This is a genomic window from Spirosoma taeanense (assembly GCF_013127955.1).
In the GTDB taxonomy this organism is placed as follows: domain Bacteria; phylum Bacteroidota; class Bacteroidia; order Cytophagales; family Spirosomataceae; genus Spirosoma; species Spirosoma taeanense.
Map to the genome: position 1 here is coordinate 4,852,761 of NZ_CP053435.1, position 21,013 is coordinate 4,873,773.

The window sequence follows — 21,013 nt, forward strand, 5'->3', positions numbered from 1 at the left end:
AATGCTGGTTTTACGACAGCACCTCTTTTTTCTCGATTCCTTCGGGTCTGCCTTCCAGCACCGCTTTGGCGGTGGAAACGACATTCTCGACCGTAAAGCCGAAATAAGCCATCACCTCATCGGCTGGCCCCGACAGGCCAAAGCGGTTCATGCTCACCGTAGTCCCTTCGTCGGTGACGTACTTATACCAGCCAATAGGAGAGCCAGCTTCAACGGCCAGCCGCTTACGAATGGTGGGCGGCAGCACTTCGTGGTGATACGCCTGGTCCTGTTTCTCAAACAGCTCCCAGGACGGCATACTGACCACCCGCGCCTGAATCCCCTGCTTTTTGAGTTCTTCCTGCGCATTGAGCACCAGCGACACCTCCGAGCCAGTACCGATCAGAATAAGTTGCGGAGTTCCTTCGGCTTCGCTGAGGATGTAAGCCCCCCGCTCGACCCCACGCGCCGAACCGTATTTCGTCTGGTCCAGCACGGGCAGTTTCTGGCGGCTTAGAATCAGCACGACGGGCGTTTTAGGCTGGGTCATGGCCACGCGCCAGGCTTCCACCGTTTCGTTGGCGTCGGCGGGCCGGATCACCACGATATTCGGGATTGTTCGGAGCGAGACCACCTGCTCCACCGGCTGGTGCGTTGGACCGTCCTCACCCAGCCCGATGCTGTCGTGGGTAAATACAAACGTAGCTTTTGATTCGGACAGGGCCGTCAGGCGGATAGCGCCCCGCATATAATCGGAGAAGTTCAGGAAAGTGCCGCCGTAGGGATGCACACCACCATGCTGCGACATCCCATTCAGAGCCGCGCCCATGGCGTGTTCGCGAACGCCGAACCAGATATTGGAATTTTCGTACTGACCGGGCTGGAAACTTACGTCGCCTTTGGTGGGCATTTCGTTGGACGAAGCCAGATCGGCAGAGCCACCAAACAGAAACGGAACTTTCTTTTTCAAGGCTTCCAGCGCCTTACCCGATGCCTGCCGGGTCGCCATGTCTTTGTCGGCGGGCGTAAACCGGGGCAGATCGGCATCCCAGCCATCGGGCAGTTTACCGGCAAAAGACAGTTCAAACTGCTTAGCCTCGGCCGCAAATTGGCTTTTATAGGCGTCAAACCGCTTTTGCCAGACGGCCTGCAGGTCGGCGCCCCGCTGCCCCGGCTGACGCAGGTAGTCCCGCACTTCGTTGGGCACGACAAACGACTGATTGGGATCGAACCCGAAAAACTCCTTTACCTTCCGTACGTTCTCCTCCCCCAGCGGACTCCCGTGAACTTTACTAGTGCCTTCCAGGGGACTCCCGTAGCCGATAATGGTTCTGACGGCAATGATCGACGGACGTTCTTTCTCATCCTGTGCCGCCCGGATAGCGGCTTCGATAGCATCCAGATCATTTCCGTCGGCTACGTGCTGCGTATGCCAGCCATAGGCGTCGAAGCGGGCCATCCGGTCTTCGGTAAAGGCCAGATTGGTAGGGCCGTCGAGCGAGATCAGGTTATCGTCGTAGAGATAAATGAGCTTTCCCAGCTTAAGGTGTCCCGCCAGTGAAGCCGCTTCGGAGGCAATCCCCTCCATCAGGTCGCCATCGCTCACGATAGAATAGGTGTAGTGGTCCATGATGGTGTGGCCCTCGCGGTTATAATTAGCCGCCAGAAACGCTTCGGCCATGGCCATACCGACGCCGTTGGCAAATCCCTGCCCCAGCGGGCCGGTCGTTACTTCAACGCCCGCCGTCAGGTTCGACTCGGGGTGGCCGGGTGTTTTGGAATGAGTCTGCCGGAACTGTTTCAGATCCTCCAGTGAAAGATCGTATCCGTACAGGTGCAGCATGCTATACAGCAGGGCCGAACCATGCCCGGCCGATAACACAAACCGATCGCGGTTGGGCCAGTGCGGGTCCTGTGGGTTGAACCGCAAAAAGCGCGACCAGAGCACATATGCCATCGGGGCCGCGCCCAGGGGTAGACCTGGATGCCCCGAATTGGCTTTCTGCACGGCATCAACGGATAAAAGCCGGATGGTATTAATACTAAGTTCGTCGAGCGAGGAAGTCTGCTGAGTCATAATGGGAGGGTTTGCTATCAAAAACGAATGGACTGTTCACCAGATTTATTATCAGGCCATTGGCCCAATAACGTTGCCTATAAAGAAGACAAAAAAACGGAACGAATGTTTGACGAACCGAATGCGATTGCCTGTTAAGAGCAGGCCGTTAGAACTACGTAAGGCCGCCCGCATCCGGACCTCGTATAAAACAAAAACGGCGGCTTAGCTGAATCGCTGAAGCCGCCGTTTTGTCTTTCACTCACAGTTTAAAGTTTATCCGCCCGGAACGAATACTGTTCGAAAATCAGGTTAACGGCCTGTTTGATTTTGTTTTCGTCGCGGTCAAATCCGTTGGTATTGGTTAGGCCCGTTGCCAATCCGCGCCATACGACCTGGCCGGTCTTTACGTCCACCAGATTGACAACAATTGAGCCGGGTTTGATATCGAAGGTCGTTACGTCTTCCGGATCGCGCACTTCATTGGAACCGAAGTACGTGCTACCGTAGCCGGTATAGCCTTTAACCGTGGCGGCCTTATCGAAGACCCGGAAGTTAACCAGCAGATCGGGCGACTGTCGGGTGAACTTATAGCCCCGCCCGTCCAGAGCGAATGCTACGGCATCCCGAATTCGTTTTTTGAGCGCTAAATCATTCAGAAAATATAGACCGGGATCGAGCTGGTTGTCTACCTGCGAAGCCCAGGTATAGGTTTTATACTTACTGAAATCGGTGTTGAGTTTTTTATCGGCATCGACTGTAACGTTCTGCGCCTGCGTCAGGCTGACCGACAGCAGCAGGGCTGCGGCAATAAAAAATCGCGTTTTCATATTTGTTGAGTTTATGTTGTAAATACAGTGGCAAACTTGGCGCTCCCGATTTAGAAAGGCCTTAAGGTAAGCTTAAAATTACCTTAGAAACTCGCCAGACTAACTGGATGAGCTATTACCACCCTTTTGCTTTTCGAGCCGATCCTTTACGTACAACTCATCGACAATGACAAGTAATACGGCAATCAACGGCGATGCAAACAGCACACCAACTAGCCCCACCAGAATCCCCAGCAGTACCTGACCAAACAAAAGCAGCGCGGGCGGCATCGACACGAACCGCTTGTCGAGCAGGGGCGTCAGCACGTAGCCTTCCAGCGACTGCACACCCATATAAAGAATAAAGACGTAAAGAACCTGGTTGAGCCCCTGTGGAAACGCCACCAGCAGAGCTGGAGCGAGGGCGATATAAGGGCCGAGATTAGGAATAAAGTTCAGAACTCCGGCAAGAATCCCCAGCACAATAGCAAAGGGAACGCCCAGCAGGGCCAGGCCGATTCCGGTCACGACACCGACAACGACCATGGTGATAGAGCGGCTGATAAACCAGTTTTTAAGCGTATCGTAACACTGGTCCATTACGCCCAGCAGCCGGTCGCGGTAGGATGGATTAAACAGGCGCGTGAAGCCCTTGCGATAAGCGCCGGGATTCGAAGCCAGATAGATGCCGGTGATGAGCACAATCAGTATATTGACCAGTCCGCCAAGCGTACTCGACACCATGCCCGTAACCTGCGACAGCACACCTTTGCCCGGCCCGCCCGACGATAGTAACTGACCCGGCTGCTCCGGGATACCGTCCAGCACCCGCTGCCCCCATTCAGACTGGCCAAGGGTTGTTTTGAGCCGGCTGACCGATTGCGGCAGCGACTGGGCAAGCTGGTCGACCTGCTGGCTGACGGTTGGTGCCAGTGCCCAGATCGTACCGCCAATGAGTGCTACGAGTAACAGGACGACCAGCCCGACCGAGAGACCATAGGACAGGGACGTTTTCTGGCTGACAAAATGACTTAATCCACTGATGACTACCGCGAAGGTAATACCACCGAATACCAGAAAGAAAAAACTGGCTGCGTAGCCGATCAGCAGAAACAGGGTTGCTATCAGCAAACTAATAAAAGCCGCCGTAGCAGCCCGCCGGGCAAAAGAAGTCGTTTGTTCCATAACCAAATTCAGATTAGCAGGCCTGACGGCTCCCGTCGGCTGTTAACCGCTGAACGTTCTGCAGGCTGGTTGCCCTGGCTGAGTCATTGCTCTGAATCACGGTAAATGAACCATCCGTTTCCAGAACAACAGCCGTTACTGTTTCTGGTCGGGCACCCCCCGAACTGCGTATGGCCGACAGCACCTCATCTTCCGTAACGCGCTCCCGGCGCATCGACATCCGGAGATATTCCCCCTGGTGAAACAGTAGCGTCGGCTCGCTTTTTACCCGATGGCGGAACCAGGTCCACCGCACGGATAACCAGGCTACGCCATACTGAAGCGCGATGAGTACGGCCATCGCCATCAACCCATCGGCGACACCGGTTTGCCGGGATACAATAATCGTTGAAAGTGTTGAGCCCAGAGCGACAGTCACTACCAGGTCGAAAGCGTTCATTTTCGAGAGCGTGCGCTTGCCGGAAATTCGCAGAAAAATAAGCAGTCCAAGATAGGCCAGCACGCCCACGAACAGTACCCGCCAGATACTCTCCCACCCTTTGAAAAGCCAATCGTGTATAGTACTGAGGATATCGATCATGATGGTTGTCCGTTCGAATTATTTACTGGTGTTTGATTAAGCGCTGCGGGCCTCGACAGGATGGCGGGTCCATCGGGCTGCTTCTCCAGCAGCACAACCGTATGTGGATACGGCATGTCGATACCGGCTTTGTCGAGCGCCAGTTTAACACCCGTTACAACCTGATCGCTTACTTTCAGTACGTTAGCCTGGTGCGACTCGGTCCAGAAATAAACCGTCAGGTTAACCGACGACCCGGCCAGTTCCGATACGTAAACCCAGGGAGCGGGGTCGCGCAGTACCCCGTCAATGCCATCCAGTACGCGGTGAATTACCTGCCGGGCTTCTTCAATGGAATCTGGGTAGCCAATGCCCACGACAAACTTCATCCGGCGTTTTTCGTAAGCTGTCCGAACCAGGATCGAGCTCGTGTAAACGTCTCCATTGGGCAGAATAGCCCGTTCGCCGTCGTAGGTTTTCAGGCGGGTCGAGCGCATGTTAATGTCCTCGACGGTACCTTCGTAATCTTTCACCCGAATCTGATCACCCACCTTGAATGGCCGACGCCACAGAATCAGCAATCCGGCAAAGAAATTCTGCAGAATATCCTTGAAGGCGAAGCCAATGGCAACCGACGTAATCCCTAGACCGGCAATGATATCGCCGGGCTTAAACGACGGGAAAATAACTACGCAGGCTGCCAGAAAGCCGAAAATCGTGACGAGTGTGCTAACAATGCGGCTGACCAGATTGGCCAGCATATCATCGATCGCGTGGCTCCGAACGGCCACCCGGTTGATGACGCTCTTGAGAAGTTTACCCAGCAGCCAGAACAGCACGAAGACCCCCACACCTACAATAAGATAAGGTAGTCGTTCGGCAAAGCCTTTGGCAAAATCCTTGACTGTGCGCCAGAACAGAATCACGCCGTCGTTGAACGTAAAGGGCGGCTCGTTCACCCGTGGGGGCTGTAGATAGGTTAGCAGAAACTTCATAACGTCGAATTGAAGCCCCTTATGGGCAGCAGGATTTTACGGGTTAGTTGGCGAAGCGGGTAAAAGCGAAGCGGGGTTGTAAAACATAACCAGTGTCCCTAAGCGCTGATTAGGCCCGGTAATCGGCGCCGAAAGCTCATACGGCCGTTTATCGCCAAAGTAGATCGTTTCCTGCTGAAGCAGATAAGCCGGAAACCGTTCGGCGAACTGGACACCCTGATTTTTCTTATTGGTCGAGATGGTCACCCGGCCTTTTGGGTCCACCAGCAGCACTTCCCGAACGCCCCGGTCCTTTACCAGAGTATTGAAGTACTCGTTGATTTCGCCCGGCTTGTTCTGCAACAGGGAGTTCCGAACGGCCCAGCCAAAGGTTTTCATGCTAAACATGAGCTGCTGTTTGTCGTTGGCAAGCTGATTCTGTTGTACGGTCGTCCGGAGCGTAGTTCGCTCATTCTCAAATTCTTCGCCAATTTTCCAGTTGCGATAGAGCAGATACCCTACGCCAATACCCAGAAAAAGGATAATAACGCCATACAGCACAACCATTGGACTCAGATTGAGTTTGTAACCGCCAATGGTCGTTGTCTTTTCTTCTTGATCGGTAGCCATTGTTGTATTGAGGTTAATATTTTTGAGTATGTAGCCTATATCCTGGTTATCTATAATCTGATAACCAGGCCTGATTGCCAGTTTCCTTAATAAACTCCGAAAACGTTAGTCAGGGCTTAATGAAACCTTAGAATTTGGTTAGAGATGCCTGGAAGTGACTTACCACAGCGGTTTTTGCATACTGTTGCTGGTTGACCCGTGGCCGAATCAGAGCCAGGTTTCCTTTAATTCATTATACAAGTTCCGCACCAGTTGCTTCTCATAGTCGGTTGCCAGCGTCTGATCGGCGTAGTCCATAAGCAGGTAAACCTGCTTCCGAATGGTGGGTTTGCGGTTATCGGAGCGCGTGTGGTTGCTGACCAGCGCCAGCGCCCGCAGCAACCGCAGAATTACCGCGTGGTTTCCTTTGGCATTGATTCGGATCAGATCGAAAGCCAGCCGGCTGTAAGCCTCAAAATCGGCTGCCCGAACCAGAATACGTTGCTGCCCATCATCGGTGCGCAGTGGGTCGGGAAACGTTCGCTTAGCAAGCCGCTCCAGAATGGCGCTTAAGTAATCAACCGCCATGATGGCTGTCGTTGTATCGTTAATTCCGGGCGATAGCGCTTTCAGAGCAATATCGACCAGCTGCTGAATTCCAAACGCTACGTCCTGATCAATGCTGCGATGCCGGCCAATGACAATTCGTTTTTTCAGGGCGTTGAACTTGTCTTTCTCCGAAAACTCCGCGCGTTCCTTATCCGGACGGACACTGAACAGAATAGCCTTTTCACCCACAAAGGCGCCAACCTGTTGTTCTACCCGCAGCAGTGCCTGATGCTCAACGGCCCATTGCAGTAACCCGTCTGAATCAATACTTTGTACATAGCCCGACTGCGTCGACAAAACTGGCTGCCAGCCAGCCTGACCAGTCTTTTTCTGCCAGATAGCTTCTTGCTCTACGGGTTCATCGGCCGACTCGCCCAGTTCTTCGGGAAACAGATCGTCAATCGCCTTGATTGTCTCTCGGCTAATGTGTTCGGCAATGGTACCCGTTTGCAGCGACTCGGCGATGTGGTGAATAAAAAAAATCAGCGCAGCAACCCCGCCCAGCGCCAGCAGCAGCCCGGCGAGTACGGCCGTTGACGGCACAAACTTCTGCTCATCGGTACCCCGAATGGTGCCCAGCACAAGCAGGCAGTAGGCAAATACGCCCACGAAATAGCCTATGACAACCTGGTTGTTCCGGTCGCCCATGAAGTTCCGCAACACCCGGGGCGAATACTGGCTGCTCACCTGCGTAATTGTCGAAAGCGTCAGCGAAAAAGCCAGAGCCGCTACCGTCAGCATCGAGCTGGCAATGGCCGTAAGCATACTCCGGGAACCCTCTGCCCCCGCGCCGAACAGCAGCGGAAATCGCTTGGCCCCGTTGAACGAAGTACGCAGATCGAACTCAATCAGTCCATAGGCCAGCCCGAATGCCCCCAGCACCATGAGTCCAGGCACAAACCAGAGCGATTCTAAAAGTTGCTGCCAGTATTGGCGGAGCCGGATGTTCATGCGAGCTGGGTTGATTTCTAGTTTAGAAACCCGGCTCTCCGGAAATAGTTATTGAGGACTTACGTCGCTTTGGCTGTGCTGACCGCTTTAACGCAGCCTTACAGTCAGCATCTACAAGACAAAACCGCTACCAGAGATCAGAGCTCCAGTAGCGGTCAGGTCATGTTCAACTATGAGAACAACTTATTTAATTTATTGCGTATCGGCTTCGGTGGCGGGCTCGGCAATTTTAGCCAGATCCTTATTCTCGGGGAAGAAAGACAGTCCTTTCTGAAGCCATTCGTTACGGGCAGCGCTATCCTTGGTCACCAGCTCATGGTAGGAGATCAGGTATTTGAACGCCAGCACCAGGTCTTTTTTGTAGCGATTACGTTCTTCCTCCTTGTCGGCTACCATACTGATGAACTGCTCAAAGTAGGGCTTGGCCTTACCGTTTCGAACGGCTTCTTCCGGCGTGTAAGCGTAATAGTTTGCCTTCGCCCGGTAAAGTACCGTGGGCGCATACTCCGGTGAGCCTTTCTGCGCCAGGGCCAGTGCCGAATCGGCCAGGGCAAAACGAACCGTGTCGCGCACCAGCTTACCGGCACTATCGCGCTGAAAACCGAGCGTATAGTTACTCATACCGTAGCGGAACAAATCCTGTACGTCGGCTTTGAAACCGTGCTTGGCGGCTGAATCAAGAGCGGCTACGGCCTCCGGATGTTTCTTGGTCCGGTAGTAATATTTGGCGACGTCGCTATACAGATTCTCGGTCGTATCGTAGGGCGCAGCTTTCAGCAGATTGGCGATTCCCAATGAATCGCTGATGGCTTTCAGCGAATCGCTGCCGGATGACTCTGTACCCAGGTAGGCGCGGCCCAGATACTTATAATCGTCGGGCATGGCCTTACCGGGCGCTTTCTCCAGGAACGTATTGATGTTCTGGATAGCCTTCTGGGGCTCGTTCAGCGACGAGTAAGCCCAACCCTGAATCCGGTACACGATGGGGTTCTGCGCCAGGGCCGTCCGGTTGCTATCGATCAGACTTACAGTCCGCTGGTAATCCTTAGCCAGGAAGTGGAACTGTGCCTGCCGGAGCAGCGTCTCCTGCCGAACATCTTTCGACACGTTGACATATTGATCAATGTAGTTGGCAGCTTCTTTATAGCGGTTTACCAGGAAGTACAATTCGGCCAGCTGGCTATAAGCTGGTGCATAATTTGGATTGGCATCGATGGCTTTTTTATAATTTTCAACGGCCAGATTCAGGTTACGTCCCTGCCAGTAGATATCGCCGATCCGCTGGTATACCCGGGAGGCATCCATACCCAGTTCCAGAGCCGACTCATAACGGGTAACGGCCGTGCCCGCGTCCTTATTCAGGTAATGAGCATCGCCCAGCGCCAGTTGAATCGCCGAATTTTTCTTATCCCGCTCGGCCGCCCGGTTCAGGTAATCGATGGCTTGCGCGGGGTTAACTGCTTTGGGGTACACGGGTTTAATGGAGCCGTTGCCGGGGGTTAGATATCCGGTGTAAGCCTCGCCAATGCGAAACAGAATATCGGCGTTTTTGCCTTTACTTTTCTTGACAACTTCCGCCAGCTTAGGATCGGCATTGGCCGCGTTATTCTGAACGAGATAGGTAATGGCAACGCCGGTTTCGTTCAGCGGCACCCGCTTTTCGTCCATAGGTATTCCTTTCTCGAACCAGATGCGGGCCGAATCAGGCTGGCCGGCACGGAGATAGCCGTAACCAGCGTCGAAATAAGTTTGAATAGAAGGGTTCTGCTGGGCATTCCGGTTTAGAAGCTGCTTGGCTTCGTCAAAACGGCCCAGACTCATGAGCGTACTGGCATCGGGAGCTGGCGTCTGCGCCAGAGCGGAACCAGCCAGCCCCACAAGAAGGAATAGGGTTATGTGCGTTTTCATGCTGCTTTCGGTTTCTTCAGGTTGCGATGTGTTTCATCACCAGATTATACAAGCAAGGTACAGGGCAGACTTAAGAGCAGGCTTAGATTAAACTTAGAATTGGCTTAGAAGCCTTTATTAACGTTCAGGATAAATGAAAAACCGCTGCCCGATTATGACCGGCAGCGGTTTACTAATTAGGCACCCGTGCAGACGTTACGTCACACGCGCTCGATCTAATCCATTAAAAAAACCAGAAGCTGTCCCGGAACTGAAATTCAACCGAACCCAGATAAGCATCTTTCGTGAACACGAAGGCCCGATACAAACCAGGCTTGATGTCGTCGGATGGCGTGATGCTGAACGTAATTCGTTGCGGACTACGCCCGAAGTTTACGTTCTGCACGGCATGAACCGGTATGATCTCGTTTACGTCGGCCAGCGAGATAGTCGTGGTCCGGAGTGGCGGCATCATATTGTTCTGATTCTCGTCTTTCAGACTCAGGTACACTTCCTGCATACCGTTTAGATCAAGTTCGCCCGGTACGTTCAGAGAAACCAGTAGGGTATGCACCTTCTTGGCTTTGGCGGTTTCTTTCTTATTGCGCTTCTCAGCTTCCACCCGGAAGGCGTCAGCTGTTACGGCCGAGCGTGGTACCATTGTAAGCAGCGTTGCATTAAGGGCGGTCACGTTCTGCTGCAGCTCCTTATTCTGGCTGGTCAGCAGGCTGTTGGAATCCGTTAGCCACGAGATTTTATCATTCACGGCCACCATCTGGTTTTCCAGGCTATCGCGTACTGTCTGCAATCCGGCAATGTTATGGTTCAGGTCCCGGATGGTGCGGGTCCGACCCAGGTTGCCCTGCCGAAGTTCACGCACAATGCGGTCCCGGCTGACGATCAGCCCCTGGAGGTCGGTTAGGCGTTTGTCGAGGGAAGCCTTCTCACCCGTAGATGTTTCAATCTGGTTCTGCAAAGTCCTGATATCGCCTTCCAGCCGGATTTTGACCGCCAGCAGCGAGTCAGCCCGCTGCTCAGCGTCGTTATTCTGCCGGGTCAGCGTCTGGTTTCGCTGCCAGAAATAAATACTCCCGACCAGAAACAGGGCCATCAGGCCGCTGACGATACCCAGGTATACGTTTCCTCTTTGTTCATTGTTTTCCATAACGCAGGTTCGGTTAGTTGATCAATTCACTATGACCCAAACTTACCTGGTGCCTTTAACAGGGGCTTAAGGAAAACTTAAAATTTGCTTAGAGGGTGTTCATTATTAAATAAATAACCAGCGCGCAGGCCCTCAATTATTCGGATATAGCCGCCGGATAAGGCGCTCCATTGTTAGCCCCTGGCCGATAACCGAGAACAAGACCACAGCGTAGGTAATCGTCACGATCAGGTCTTTATGCGGCAGTTCATTCGGAATCGACAGGGCCATGGCGATGGACAACCCACCCCGTAAACCACCCCAGGTCAGCATGATCGGCGCTTTATCGTCGAGGTCAAGCCAGCGCCGGGCCAGGCGGAACGGAACCCAGATGGCAATAAATCGGGCTGTCAGGACCAGCAACACCGACGCAATACAGATTACCCAGTAGGCCGACTGAAAATCAATGAGTAATAATTCGAGGCCAATGAGCACAAACAGCAGCGCATTGAGGATACTGTCAATCAGTTCCCAGAATTTATCGACGTATTCTTCGGTCTGGCGGCTCATTGCTTCGTGCCGGGCGTGGTCGCCAACAAACAGGCCAGCCACCACCATGGCCAGCGGCCCCGATATATGCAGTCGTTGTGCCAGCAGATAACCGCCCATGACGCCCGCTACGGTAATGATGACTTCGGTTTGATAGTGGTTGATCGAGCGTAGCAACCAATACATAGCGTAGCCCAGCGCCAGGCCGAACAGAATACCGCCCCCGGCTTCTTCCAGAAACAGAAGGGCGATCTCTCCTCCTGTGATACTATCGGCTCCGTTGACCACGATCCGGTAAATGGAGGCAAAAACAACTACGCCCACCCCATCGTTGAATAGCGACTCGCCCACAATATTGAGCTTTACGCTTTCGGGCAGTTTGAATTTTGCCAGAATTCCCAGCACGGCAATCGGATCGGTGGGTGAAATTAAGGCGCCAAACAACAGGCAGAGCATATAGGGCAGGGGAAAGCCTAACCCACCCGCTATGTAGTAGAGTCCGGTGCCCACCAGCCCCGTGCTCAGCATTATGCCCACTAGTGCAAACAGCATCACCGACCGGCGCTCGACCCGTAGCTGGGCCGCATCGGTGTGGAATGCCCCGGCAAACAGCAGGAAACTGAGCATCACGTCGAACAGCAGCCAGCCGAAATCAATCTGGGCAACTGACTCCCGGATCAGCTTGAACCAGGAAGGTATGGTTGCATTGAGCGCAATCAGTATTAGTGAAAACAGGAGTGACAGCACCATGACTCCAATGGCGTCGGGGAGTTTTAGCAGCCGGGTATTCAGGTAGGCAAACAAGGCCGCTATGACAAGCAGGAGTGTAGTGAGCGTAAATAAATCCATGTAGAAAAAGAATTAGATAAGATTGCACTAAATTCATCGAGAAATACGTACTGCCGTTAATACAGACGTAACTCCTTTACCTATTATGATTGTTAACGACCCTAACCTACCCCGCACCAAACCACCAGACCCACTGGCTCGTTTCGGCGCTTTTCTGCGGGACCGCTTTAGTCTGGAAGAAGATAAGGAAGAAGAAGCCGCCATTATTCAATCCATCAGCCGGGGCATTGAGTTTAAAGGGGTTAATTTATGGACACTCATTTTCGCCATTTTCATTGCGTCAATTGGTTTAAATGTTAACTCCACGGCCGTTATTATCGGAGCCATGCTTATATCGCCGTTGATGGGCCCGATTATGGGCGTCGGGCTAGGCATTGGCATCAATGACCTGACCCTCATTCAGCAGTCGCTCAAAAACCTGGCGATTGCGTGTTTCATCAGTCTATTGACATCAACTGTTTACTTTTTGGTTAGTCCGCTGCATATCGCTCAATCTGAGTTGCTGGCCCGTACGTCGCCAACCGTCTGGGATGCTTTTATTGCTTTTTTCGGCGGTCTGTCGGGTATTGTGGCCGGTTCGCGCCGGGATAAAATAACCAACGTAATTCCAGGGGTGGCCATCGCCACGGCTCTTATGCCGCCCCTCTGCACGGCCGGTTACGGGCTTTCGACGGGTAACCTGTATTACTTTGCCGGTGCATTCTACCTGTTTCTCATCAACAGCGTTTGTATCAGTCTGGCGACCTATCTTATTGTGCGTTTTCTGGGTTACCACCAGAAAGAGTATCCTACGCCTGAGATAGAGCGCCGGGTGCGGCACACCATCTGGCTGGCCGTGCTGGTGGTGGTGGTTCCCAGCAGTTACCTCGGTTATCAGATTGTTCGGAAGACTATCTTTGAACAGGCTGCCAAGCGTTTTGTTGCCAATGAATGTAATTTCCAGTACCGGCAGGTAATCAATTACGCGGCTCGCTTCAGCCGTCGGCAGAGTAAACTGGAACTGACTCTGGTGGGTGAACCGCTACCAGCGGATTCTATTAACTTACTGCGCTCCAAAATGCCAGCCTATGGTCTGGAAGATTCGCAGCTTGTTATCAAACAGGGAAGCTTCAAGGACGCCGAAGTAGACGTTGATGCCATTACGAACACGGTGACCGATCAGGTAATTAAATACAGCCAGTCGTCGATTGCCCAGAAAGATCAGATCATTGACTCCCTCCGCCGACAGCTTGATATTACGCAAAACACCAATATTCCGGTCGCTGATCTGCGAAATGAGCTGAAAACGCTGATGCCCGACGTGCAAACCTTCACCGCAGCCCAGTCGCTGGTCATGAGCGGAAACAGCCCAAAGCCAGATACCGTCCTGCTGGTTTATGCCAAGTTCTCCCGGCGGCATACGGCCGCCGAGCGATACCGGATCCAGAGGTGGCTGCAGAGCCGCACGAAAAGCAAACGGATCAAATTGCTGGTTGATTAAAACAAGCCTGCCCAGACAGATATTCCCGGCCTACCGCAGTAAACCGGGAATATCAACCAGCCAGGCAATAAATAGCGTAATCAGGGAAAGAATAGCGACCAGAATCAGGAGCCAGTCGGGCTTACGGGGCGGTTTATCGCCGGGCGGGCGATTCATGCGGCTCAACACTGGCGATGGATCGGACTGACTGACGGAGCCAGGCAAAATAAACGAGGTATATAAATAAATCAGTGCTTGGTAGGTCATAGTCTGGTGGGTTTTTTCTTAGCCAAAGATGTTAACAGCGACTTAATTTTCGCTGATAAACTCCTTAGAATCTGCTTAGAATCTCTACAGTTGACCAGGCTGCAACTAACGGTTTGTCGTAGGGCCGGCTGAAACGGCCAGTCTTATACGTCGGGGCTCCATAATCACCCGCAAATCACGTTCATCAGCGAAAGACTATATCCACTTTCAAACCCGGTTACTCTTCCCTGAACATATAGCCCATACCAAAATGGGTATGAATTAATTTCTGCGGGAAGTCTTTATCCATTTTTTTCCGTAGGTAGTTGATATACACCTCCACGACGTTGGTGCCCGTATCGAAGTTTATATCCCATACATGCTCGGCAATTTCCGGCTTCGACAGCACCCGTCCTTTATTGTGCATCAGAAACTGCAGTAGGGCAAATTCGCGCGCTGTCAGGTCAATTGCCCGCCCGTCGCGCGTTACGGTTTTGGCATCCAGGTTTATCTCCACACCGCCATAGCGTAGAATCTGGGCGGTAATGGCTACCTGCCGGTTTCGCTTGGTCAGCGAACGCACACGGGCGAGCAATTCGCCGAATTGAAACGGTTTGGTCAGGTATTGATCGGCTCCGGCGTCGAACCCCGTCACTACGTCGTCTGTACCGCTTAATGCCGTCAGGATAAGCAGGGGCGTGGTTAAGCCCTCGGCCCGCAACTGTCGGCAGAGTTCGTAGCCATTCAGGCCGGGCAGCACCAGATCGGTGATAATGGCGGCATAATCATTCTTGAGCGCGAGCCGCTTCGCAATCAGTCCATCATAGGCGATGTCGACCTCAAACTGGCTTTCTTCCAGCCCCTGCTGGATTGCCTGCAGTGTTTTCGGCTCGTCTTCAACAACCAGGAGTTTCATAGCGGTAAGCCAGGATGCGTTACTGGATCATTGGTTCAGTCTAAGCATATAGAGGGCAGTCGGCCACCAGACAGCGAATAGCCGCCTACCCGACATTTGCTTCCGAATGGAGAGTAAGGTTTTGCTGCCGTGCTTAGTAGCTTCAGACTTCAATCAGCGCTTCGCTCATTCGCTGCAGGAGGGTTTCTACATCCTGTTGCCGGGCTAACCGGTAGCGTGCATTGGATACCCCCGCCCCTACTTTTACGGTGTAGGCCCAGTTTGGCAACTGCCGGAACATATCCTCGTCGGTAGTATCGTCGCCAATGCTCACAATAAAGTCATAGGGCGTTTGCTCGAAGATGTTGAGCGCTACGGTGCCTTTGCTATGCTGAGCGGGTTTAACCTCAATGACTTTACTGCCCTGGATAACGGTCAGCGGAATTGAAAAGGCTCCCCCCCGCAGCTGCGTAGCCAGTTCGACAGCCTGCGTTTCGATGTCATCGGCCTCAACCTTCCGATAGTGCCAGACGATAGCGGTTTCTTTTTCTTCGATGAACGAACCTTCAAACCGCTCTACATACTGGTTCATCACGGACCGGGCTGGCTCAACCCAGTCGCCCGCCGACAAATCGAGCCGTTCCCAGTCCTGGTCGGGCTTTTTCAGAAAGGCACCGTGCTCGGCGACCAGGTAAACCGGAATACCGTCGAATATTTTTTCCAGAAAGGATCGGTTTCGACCACTGATAACCACCAGATCGCTGTTCTCGGCTAACTGATACAAGGCCTTTTTCAGCGTTTCGGACGGACGCGCTTCGGCCGGATCGTTGACAATAGGGGCTAGGGTTCCGTCGAAATCGAACAGCAGCAGGCGCTGACGGGCTTCACCAAAGGCGTGAATAAACGGTTGTACGGGTAAGTCGGTTTCCATATCAGGTTGATTACTTAACACATCGTCGAAAGCGGTGAGAAATTCGCTGCTCCACCGGAAAACATTGTGATTCTGCAGATGCGTCCGCATGCTCAGTAAGCGTCGTTCCTGCTCCTGCGGACTCATGTTCAGGCCCTGTTTAATAGCATCGGCCACTTCCTGCGTGTCGGTAGGATTAATGATTACGGCCTCTTTCAGTTCCTGGGCGGCACCGGCCAGTTCGCTCAGAATCAACACCCCGTGCAGGTCCTGCCGGCTGGCGACAAACTCCTTGCAGACCAGATTCATGCCATCGCGGATGGGCGTAATAAGAGCAATATCGCAGCCGGTATATAAAGCCATCAGCTCGGTGAAGGTCAGCGATGTGTAGGAATACACAATGGGCCGCCAGCCAATGGTACCAAACAGGCCGTTAATGCGGCCAACTGTCTCTTCAATTTCCCGCTTGATTTCCTGGTAATGCCCAATTTTATCCCGCGATGGAACAACCGTAATCACAAACGTAACCTTGTCGTGCCAGTCGGGATTCTGGAGCAGGAACCGCTCGTAGCCTTGTAGGCGGTAGGTAATTCCTTTTGTATAATCGAGTCGATCGACCGAGAAGATAATTTTGTTGTTCCGGAGCAGGTTCTGGTAATGCTGCCGGGTTTCGACCACGTCGGTTTCCTGCCCGGTCAGATTAAACTTGTTAAAATCAATGCTAATCGGAAAATCCCGCACCACCACCGATCGGTCGGGTAACACAATCCGCTGACCAATAATGGGCAGGTTCGTTACCTCCGATACGCTCTGCATGAAATACTGCACGTAATCGACAGTATGGAAGCCTACAATATCAGCGCCCAGTATTCCCCTAACCAACGCCTGACGCCAGGTGCGCGGCAATAGTTTGATGATTTCGTAAGACGGGAAGGGGATATGGAAAAAATAACCGATTGTTATGTTGGGCATGGCCTGCCGCAGCATATCGGGCAGTAACATCAGTTGAAAATCGTGAATCCAGACCAGATCGCCCGGCTCGACAAAAGCGGTCAGCTCTTCCAGAAAACGCGTGTTGGCCTGCTGATAATGGTCAAAATCGCTTTCTCGGAACGAGGCATAGGACGGAAAATAATGAAATAACGGCCAGATTAAATCGTTACTGAAACCTTCGTAAAACCCTTTATGGACGACCTCATCCATAAAAACCGGATGGGCCACGAATGTATCATTTTCCAGAGTAGCCGGATCAATTTGCTGGAGGGACGCATCGCCATGGCCTAGCCAATGGATTTTAGAGGCCATGCCTTCCTGACTCTGCCCCATCCGCTCGGCCATGGACAGCACAGCCGAAACTAGACCGCCCGAATTCTGAATTAATTCTGCACCCTGTTCCGTCTGCTTTACGGTAAATGGTAAACGATAAGAAACAATAAGTAGTCGTTTGAATGATGATTTAGAATTTTTCATTTGTACTGCGTGTCAATACACGCGGATTGTATTGTAACAAATAACGCGGCTGCGGCTTAGAGGGGGCTTAACCTAATCTTAGAAACTCCTTAGAGACCTAACCAGTCACCGGAATTATGGTTATTTAGTTAGTCATCATATTCCTTAGACTAATTTCTATACAGATTACAGACTGATTCTCAGCCTGCAACCATCAGACGTCCGAACTTCTTTAGTGGTAAACGGTTCAGCTAGAAACGCTGAAGCCGCCCCGTCGTTCATCTGGGTAACTGCGGCTGGCAACCACTGCCTTAATCGGAAGCAACCATGGCAAAAGACACTATTGAGTTAGACGATAATCTCCACTGGTACAAGGATGCAATTATATACGAACTACACATCAAGGCTTTCCGGGATGGCAACGGCGATGGAATCGGCGACTTCCAGGGCCTGCTCGAAAAGCTGGATTATCTGCAGGAACTGGGCGTTACAGCCATCTGGCTGCTTCCCTTCTATCCATCGCCCCTGCGCGACGACGGCTACGACATTGCCGATTACTACACCATTAACCCGTCCTACGGGAATATTGAACAGTTCAGGCGGTTTCTCGACGAAGCCCACCAGCGAAACCTGAAAGTCATTACCGAGCTGGTTATCAACCACTCCTCCGACCAGCACCCCTGGTTTCAGCGGGCCCGCAAGGCGCCCAAAGGCTCGCCCGAGCGCGAATATTACGTCTGGACCGACGACCCGACCCAATACAAAGACGTCCGGATTATTTTCCAGGATTTCGAGGTCTCCAACTGGACCTGGGACAACGTAGCGCAACAGTACTACTGGCATCGTTTTTTCCATCACCAGCCCGACCTCAATTACGACAACCCGCTGGTTCAGGAAGAGGTGTTCAAAATGATCGACTACTGGTGCGACATGGGCGTCGATGGCTTCCGGCTCGATGCCGTTCCGTATCTGTTTGAGCGGGAAGGCACCAACGGCGAAAACCTGCCCGAAACCCACGCGTTCCTCAAAAAGCTGCGTAAACACATTGATGACCGGTATCCGGGCGTCGTCTTTCTGGCCGAAGCGAATATGTGGCCCGAAGATTCGGCTTCCTACTTCGGTGATGGCGACGAATGCCACATGAATTACCATTTTCCGGTCATGCCCCGCATGTTCATGGCGCTGCAGATGGAAGACCGGTACCCGATTACCGATATTTTCGACCAGACACCCGAAATCCCCAAAACCTGTCAATGGGCCATCTTTCTGCGGAACCACGACGAGCTTACGCTCGAAATGGTAACCGACGAAGAGCGGGATTACATGTATAAGACGTATGCCAAAGACCCCAAAGCCAAAATCAACCTCGGTATCCGCCACCGGCTAGCCCCGCTGATGGGTAACAACCGCAAGCGGATCGAGCTCCTGAACAGTCTGCTGTTTTCGCTGCCCGGTACGCCGGTGCTGTATTACGGCGATGAAATTGGCATGGGCGACAACGTGTATCTGGGCGACCGCGACGGCGTTCGTACGCCCATGCAGTGGTCCCCCGACCGGAACGCCGGTTTCTCTAGTACGAACCCGCAGAAGCTGTACCTGCCAACGATTCTGGACCCCGAATACCACTACGAATCCGTGAACGTGGAAACGCAGCGACGTAATACGTCCTCGCTGTTCTGGTTCACCAAGCGGATGATTAACCTGCGCAAGACGTATAAAGCGTTTGGACGGGGAGATCTGAAGTTTGTGAACGTAGAGAACCCCAAGGTGCTTGCCTTTACCCGTTCCTACGAAGACGAAACGCTCCTGATCGTCGTCAACCTGTCGAAATACGCGCAGCCGGCAGAAATTGACCTCAGTGAACACAAAGGCGATAGCCTGATCGAAGCCTTCAGCCGAAACCAGTTTCCGGCCGTGCCTGATACGGGGGCTTACTTTTTTACGTTGGCCCCGCACGACTACCAGTGGTTTGTGCTGAAGAAAACCCATGTCGAAGCGGCCGAACGCGAGTTACTGCCCACCCTCAAAGTCCGCAATCGCAGCGAACTGGTCAACAGCCGCAGCCGCGAAAAGCTCGAAAACCAGATACTGCCTGATTATCTGGCCCGCGTTGACTGGTTCGGCGGCAGAGGTCAGAACCTGTTCGGAGTCAGCGTTACGGACTATGGCGTGATTCCGCTGGCCGACACGAAAGTATATATACTGCTGATTGAGGTTTCGTATGAACGGGGGCTGCCCGAGACCTACCAGCTCCCCGTGATGTACGTCAGCGACCAACATGCCGCCCGGATGCGGGAGAACTGTCCGCAGGCTGTGCTGGCTAACCTCAATGTAGGTAACGAAGAAGGCGTTCTCTGCGATGCGCTCTACACCGCCGAATTTCAGCAGGCCCTGCTTCACCAGATAGTTGACGGAAAGACGCAGTCCGGAACCGGAAGCCCGGTGCTTTTCCAGAGCAGCCCGGCGCTGGACGCCTATGTCCGCGAACATCCCGAAATTCGCTCGAAACTGCTCACCACAAGTCAGGGCTATACGTCCATTAGTTACGATAACTGCTTTCTGCTGAAAATATACCGGAAGGTCGACCAGGCCCTTAACCCCGACGTTGAAATCAACCGGTATCTGTCCGAAACCGCCGGGTTCGAATACGTTCCGGCCTTCTCCGGCGTCATTGAACTTCAGTCGGCCAGCCACCCCGTAACGCTGGGTATGATGCAGGTCATGGTGGCCAATCACGGCGACGGTCACAGCTTCATGCTGGAGCGGATCAACAACTTCATTGAACGGATTCTGGCGCGGGATCAGGCTCAGCTGGATGCCACTGACCGCAAAGGGCTCCTTTCTGAGCCGGTTGGTTTTGAAGAGTTGTCGGCCGATAAACAGGAATTGCTGGGCGTTCGGGCGGAGCAGGCACGGCTGATGGGTGTGCGGTTAGGCGAAATGCATCTGGCGCTGGCGGCTGGCGACGACGTAAAAGATTTTACGCCGGAAGCCTTCTCGCTCCATTACCAGCGATCGCTATTTTCGGGTATGCAGTCGCTGGTTCGCGAAGCCTACCAGAACCTGCACAAAAATCGGCAACGGCTTCCCGATGATGTGCGGCAGGACGCCGAGCAGTTATCCGACCGTAAAGACGAGATTCTGACCACCCTCAAACGCATCTACAGCAAGAAGCTCGATACGGCTAAAATTCGTATTCATGGCGATCTGCGGCTGGAAAAGATTCTGTTTACCGGTAAGGATCTTGCCATTCAGGATTTTGGTGGCGATCCGCGACGCAGTTACAGCGAACGGCGGCTGAAACGTTCTCCGCTGCGCGACGTTGCCGCCATGATCCGCTCGTTTTATTACGTAGCCTACGAGGGCTTCCTGCAGAATAATCAGGTGCCTGCCGACGAAACCCTGCGGCTCCTGCCGTTCGCTGATTTCTGGGCGCACTATATGAGCGGCTTTTTCCTGAAGGCTTATCTACAAACGGTTCAGAACAGCGTTTTCATTCCGAACCAGACCGATTTGCAGATGATGCTGGAAACCTACCTGCTGGAGAAGGCTTTTCTGGATTTAAATGATGATCTTAGCCACCATCCCGATAGAGTACGGGCACCGTTGCAAATCATTAAATCAATCCTTGGTCGATAGGCCTGGCAATTTCCTCTGTAAATCAGATACTTATCTTAATTAGCAATTAACACTTATTTCAGATTCTTCATCTATAAAGCTTTGTAATCGTTTAGAAAACAGGCCATACAGTCTATAAACGGCTCTGGACTGGCCTGTTTTCTAAGTAAATTTTAAGATTTCTATAAGCCAGTTCTAACCCGGAATAAATTCTTTTACGGAGAAGAGGACATATTGATTTCCGTGCATTACATGGGCGGCCAGAACCCAACCCGG

The 21,013-nt window shown here is 52.8% G+C and carries 15 protein-coding genes; 2 read left to right on the plus strand and 13 right to left on the minus strand.

Going from position 1 to position 21,013, the window contains the following annotated elements; translation table 11 throughout:
- Positions 1–10: 10 nt before the first annotated feature.
- The 10 genes from tkt to HNV11_RS20205 form a co-directional block, all read right to left on the minus strand.
- Entirely contained in the window at positions 11–2,056 is a 2,046-nt protein-coding gene (gene tkt, locus HNV11_RS20160; RefSeq protein ID WP_171741377.1) for a transketolase, read from the minus strand.
- 248 nt (positions 2,057–2,304) lie between these two features.
- The gene (locus HNV11_RS20165) at positions 2,305–2,865 is read right to left on the minus strand and encodes a DUF4136 domain-containing protein (protein ID WP_171741378.1); all 561 of its coding nucleotides are present in this window, start codon (positions 2,863–2,865) and stop codon (positions 2,305–2,307) included.
- Between the two features lie 99 nt (positions 2,866–2,964).
- On the minus strand, positions 2,965–4,029 hold the full coding sequence (locus tag HNV11_RS20170; protein ID WP_171741379.1) for an AI-2E family transporter: 1,065 nt from the start codon (positions 4,027–4,029) through the stop codon (positions 2,965–2,967).
- A gap of 13 nt (positions 4,030–4,042) precedes the next feature.
- On the minus strand, positions 4,043–4,609 hold the full coding sequence (locus tag HNV11_RS20175) for a DUF421 domain-containing protein (protein WP_171741380.1): 567 nt from the start codon (positions 4,607–4,609) through the stop codon (positions 4,043–4,045).
- A complete protein-coding gene (locus HNV11_RS20180; protein ID WP_171741381.1) occupies positions 4,606–5,583 on the minus strand; it encodes a mechanosensitive ion channel family protein in 978 nt (325 codons plus the stop codon). Before HNV11_RS20180 ends, HNV11_RS20175 begins: the two co-directional genes overlap by 4 nt.
- Positions 5,584–5,619: 36 nt before the next feature.
- Entirely contained in the window at positions 5,620–6,192 is a 573-nt protein-coding gene (locus HNV11_RS20185) for a hypothetical protein (protein WP_240163598.1), read from the minus strand.
- Between the two features lie 207 nt (positions 6,193–6,399).
- Positions 6,400–7,731 (minus strand): DUF2254 domain-containing protein, encoded by a 1,332-nt coding sequence (locus HNV11_RS20190; protein ID WP_171741382.1) that lies wholly within the window; start codon positions 7,729–7,731, stop codon positions 6,400–6,402.
- 192 nt (positions 7,732–7,923) lie between these two features.
- Positions 7,924–9,639: a tetratricopeptide repeat protein gene (locus HNV11_RS20195; RefSeq protein WP_171741383.1), complete on the minus strand. Its 1,716-nt coding sequence runs from the start codon at positions 9,637–9,639 to the stop codon at positions 7,924–7,926.
- A gap of 223 nt (positions 9,640–9,862) precedes the next feature.
- Entirely contained in the window at positions 9,863–10,783 is a 921-nt protein-coding gene (locus HNV11_RS20200) for a coiled-coil domain-containing protein (RefSeq protein ID WP_171741384.1), read from the minus strand.
- Between the two features lie 132 nt (positions 10,784–10,915).
- Positions 10,916–12,160, minus strand: coding sequence for a cation:proton antiporter (locus HNV11_RS20205; protein WP_171741385.1), 1,245 nt, complete (start codon positions 12,158–12,160; stop codon positions 10,916–10,918).
- 85 nt (positions 12,161–12,245) lie between these two features.
- On the opposite strand from HNV11_RS20205, the gene HNV11_RS20210 reads away from it, so the two are divergent.
- A complete protein-coding gene (locus HNV11_RS20210; protein ID WP_171741386.1) occupies positions 12,246–13,640 on the plus strand; it encodes a TIGR00341 family protein in 1,395 nt (464 codons plus the stop codon).
- A 30-nt stretch (positions 13,641–13,670) separates the two neighbouring features.
- On the opposite strand, the gene HNV11_RS20215 is transcribed toward HNV11_RS20210, so the two are convergent.
- From HNV11_RS20215 to HNV11_RS20225, 3 genes are all read right to left on the minus strand, one after another.
- Entirely contained in the window at positions 13,671–13,886 is a 216-nt protein-coding gene (locus tag HNV11_RS20215; protein WP_171741387.1) for a hypothetical protein, read from the minus strand.
- Between the two features lie 217 nt (positions 13,887–14,103).
- Positions 14,104–14,781, minus strand: a complete 678-nt coding sequence (locus HNV11_RS20220; RefSeq protein WP_171741388.1) for a response regulator — start codon at positions 14,779–14,781, stop codon at positions 14,104–14,106.
- Positions 14,782–14,923: 142 nt separating this feature from the next.
- A complete protein-coding gene (locus tag HNV11_RS20225; protein WP_171741389.1) occupies positions 14,924–17,140 on the minus strand; it encodes a bifunctional alpha,alpha-trehalose-phosphate synthase (UDP-forming)/trehalose-phosphatase in 2,217 nt (738 codons plus the stop codon).
- A 306-nt stretch (positions 17,141–17,446) separates the two neighbouring features.
- Between HNV11_RS20225 and treS the strand changes: the two genes are divergently transcribed.
- Positions 17,447–20,758, plus strand: coding sequence for a maltose alpha-D-glucosyltransferase (treS, locus tag HNV11_RS20230; RefSeq protein WP_171741390.1), 3,312 nt, complete (start codon positions 17,447–17,449; stop codon positions 20,756–20,758).
- Positions 20,759–21,013: the final 255 nt, after the last annotated feature.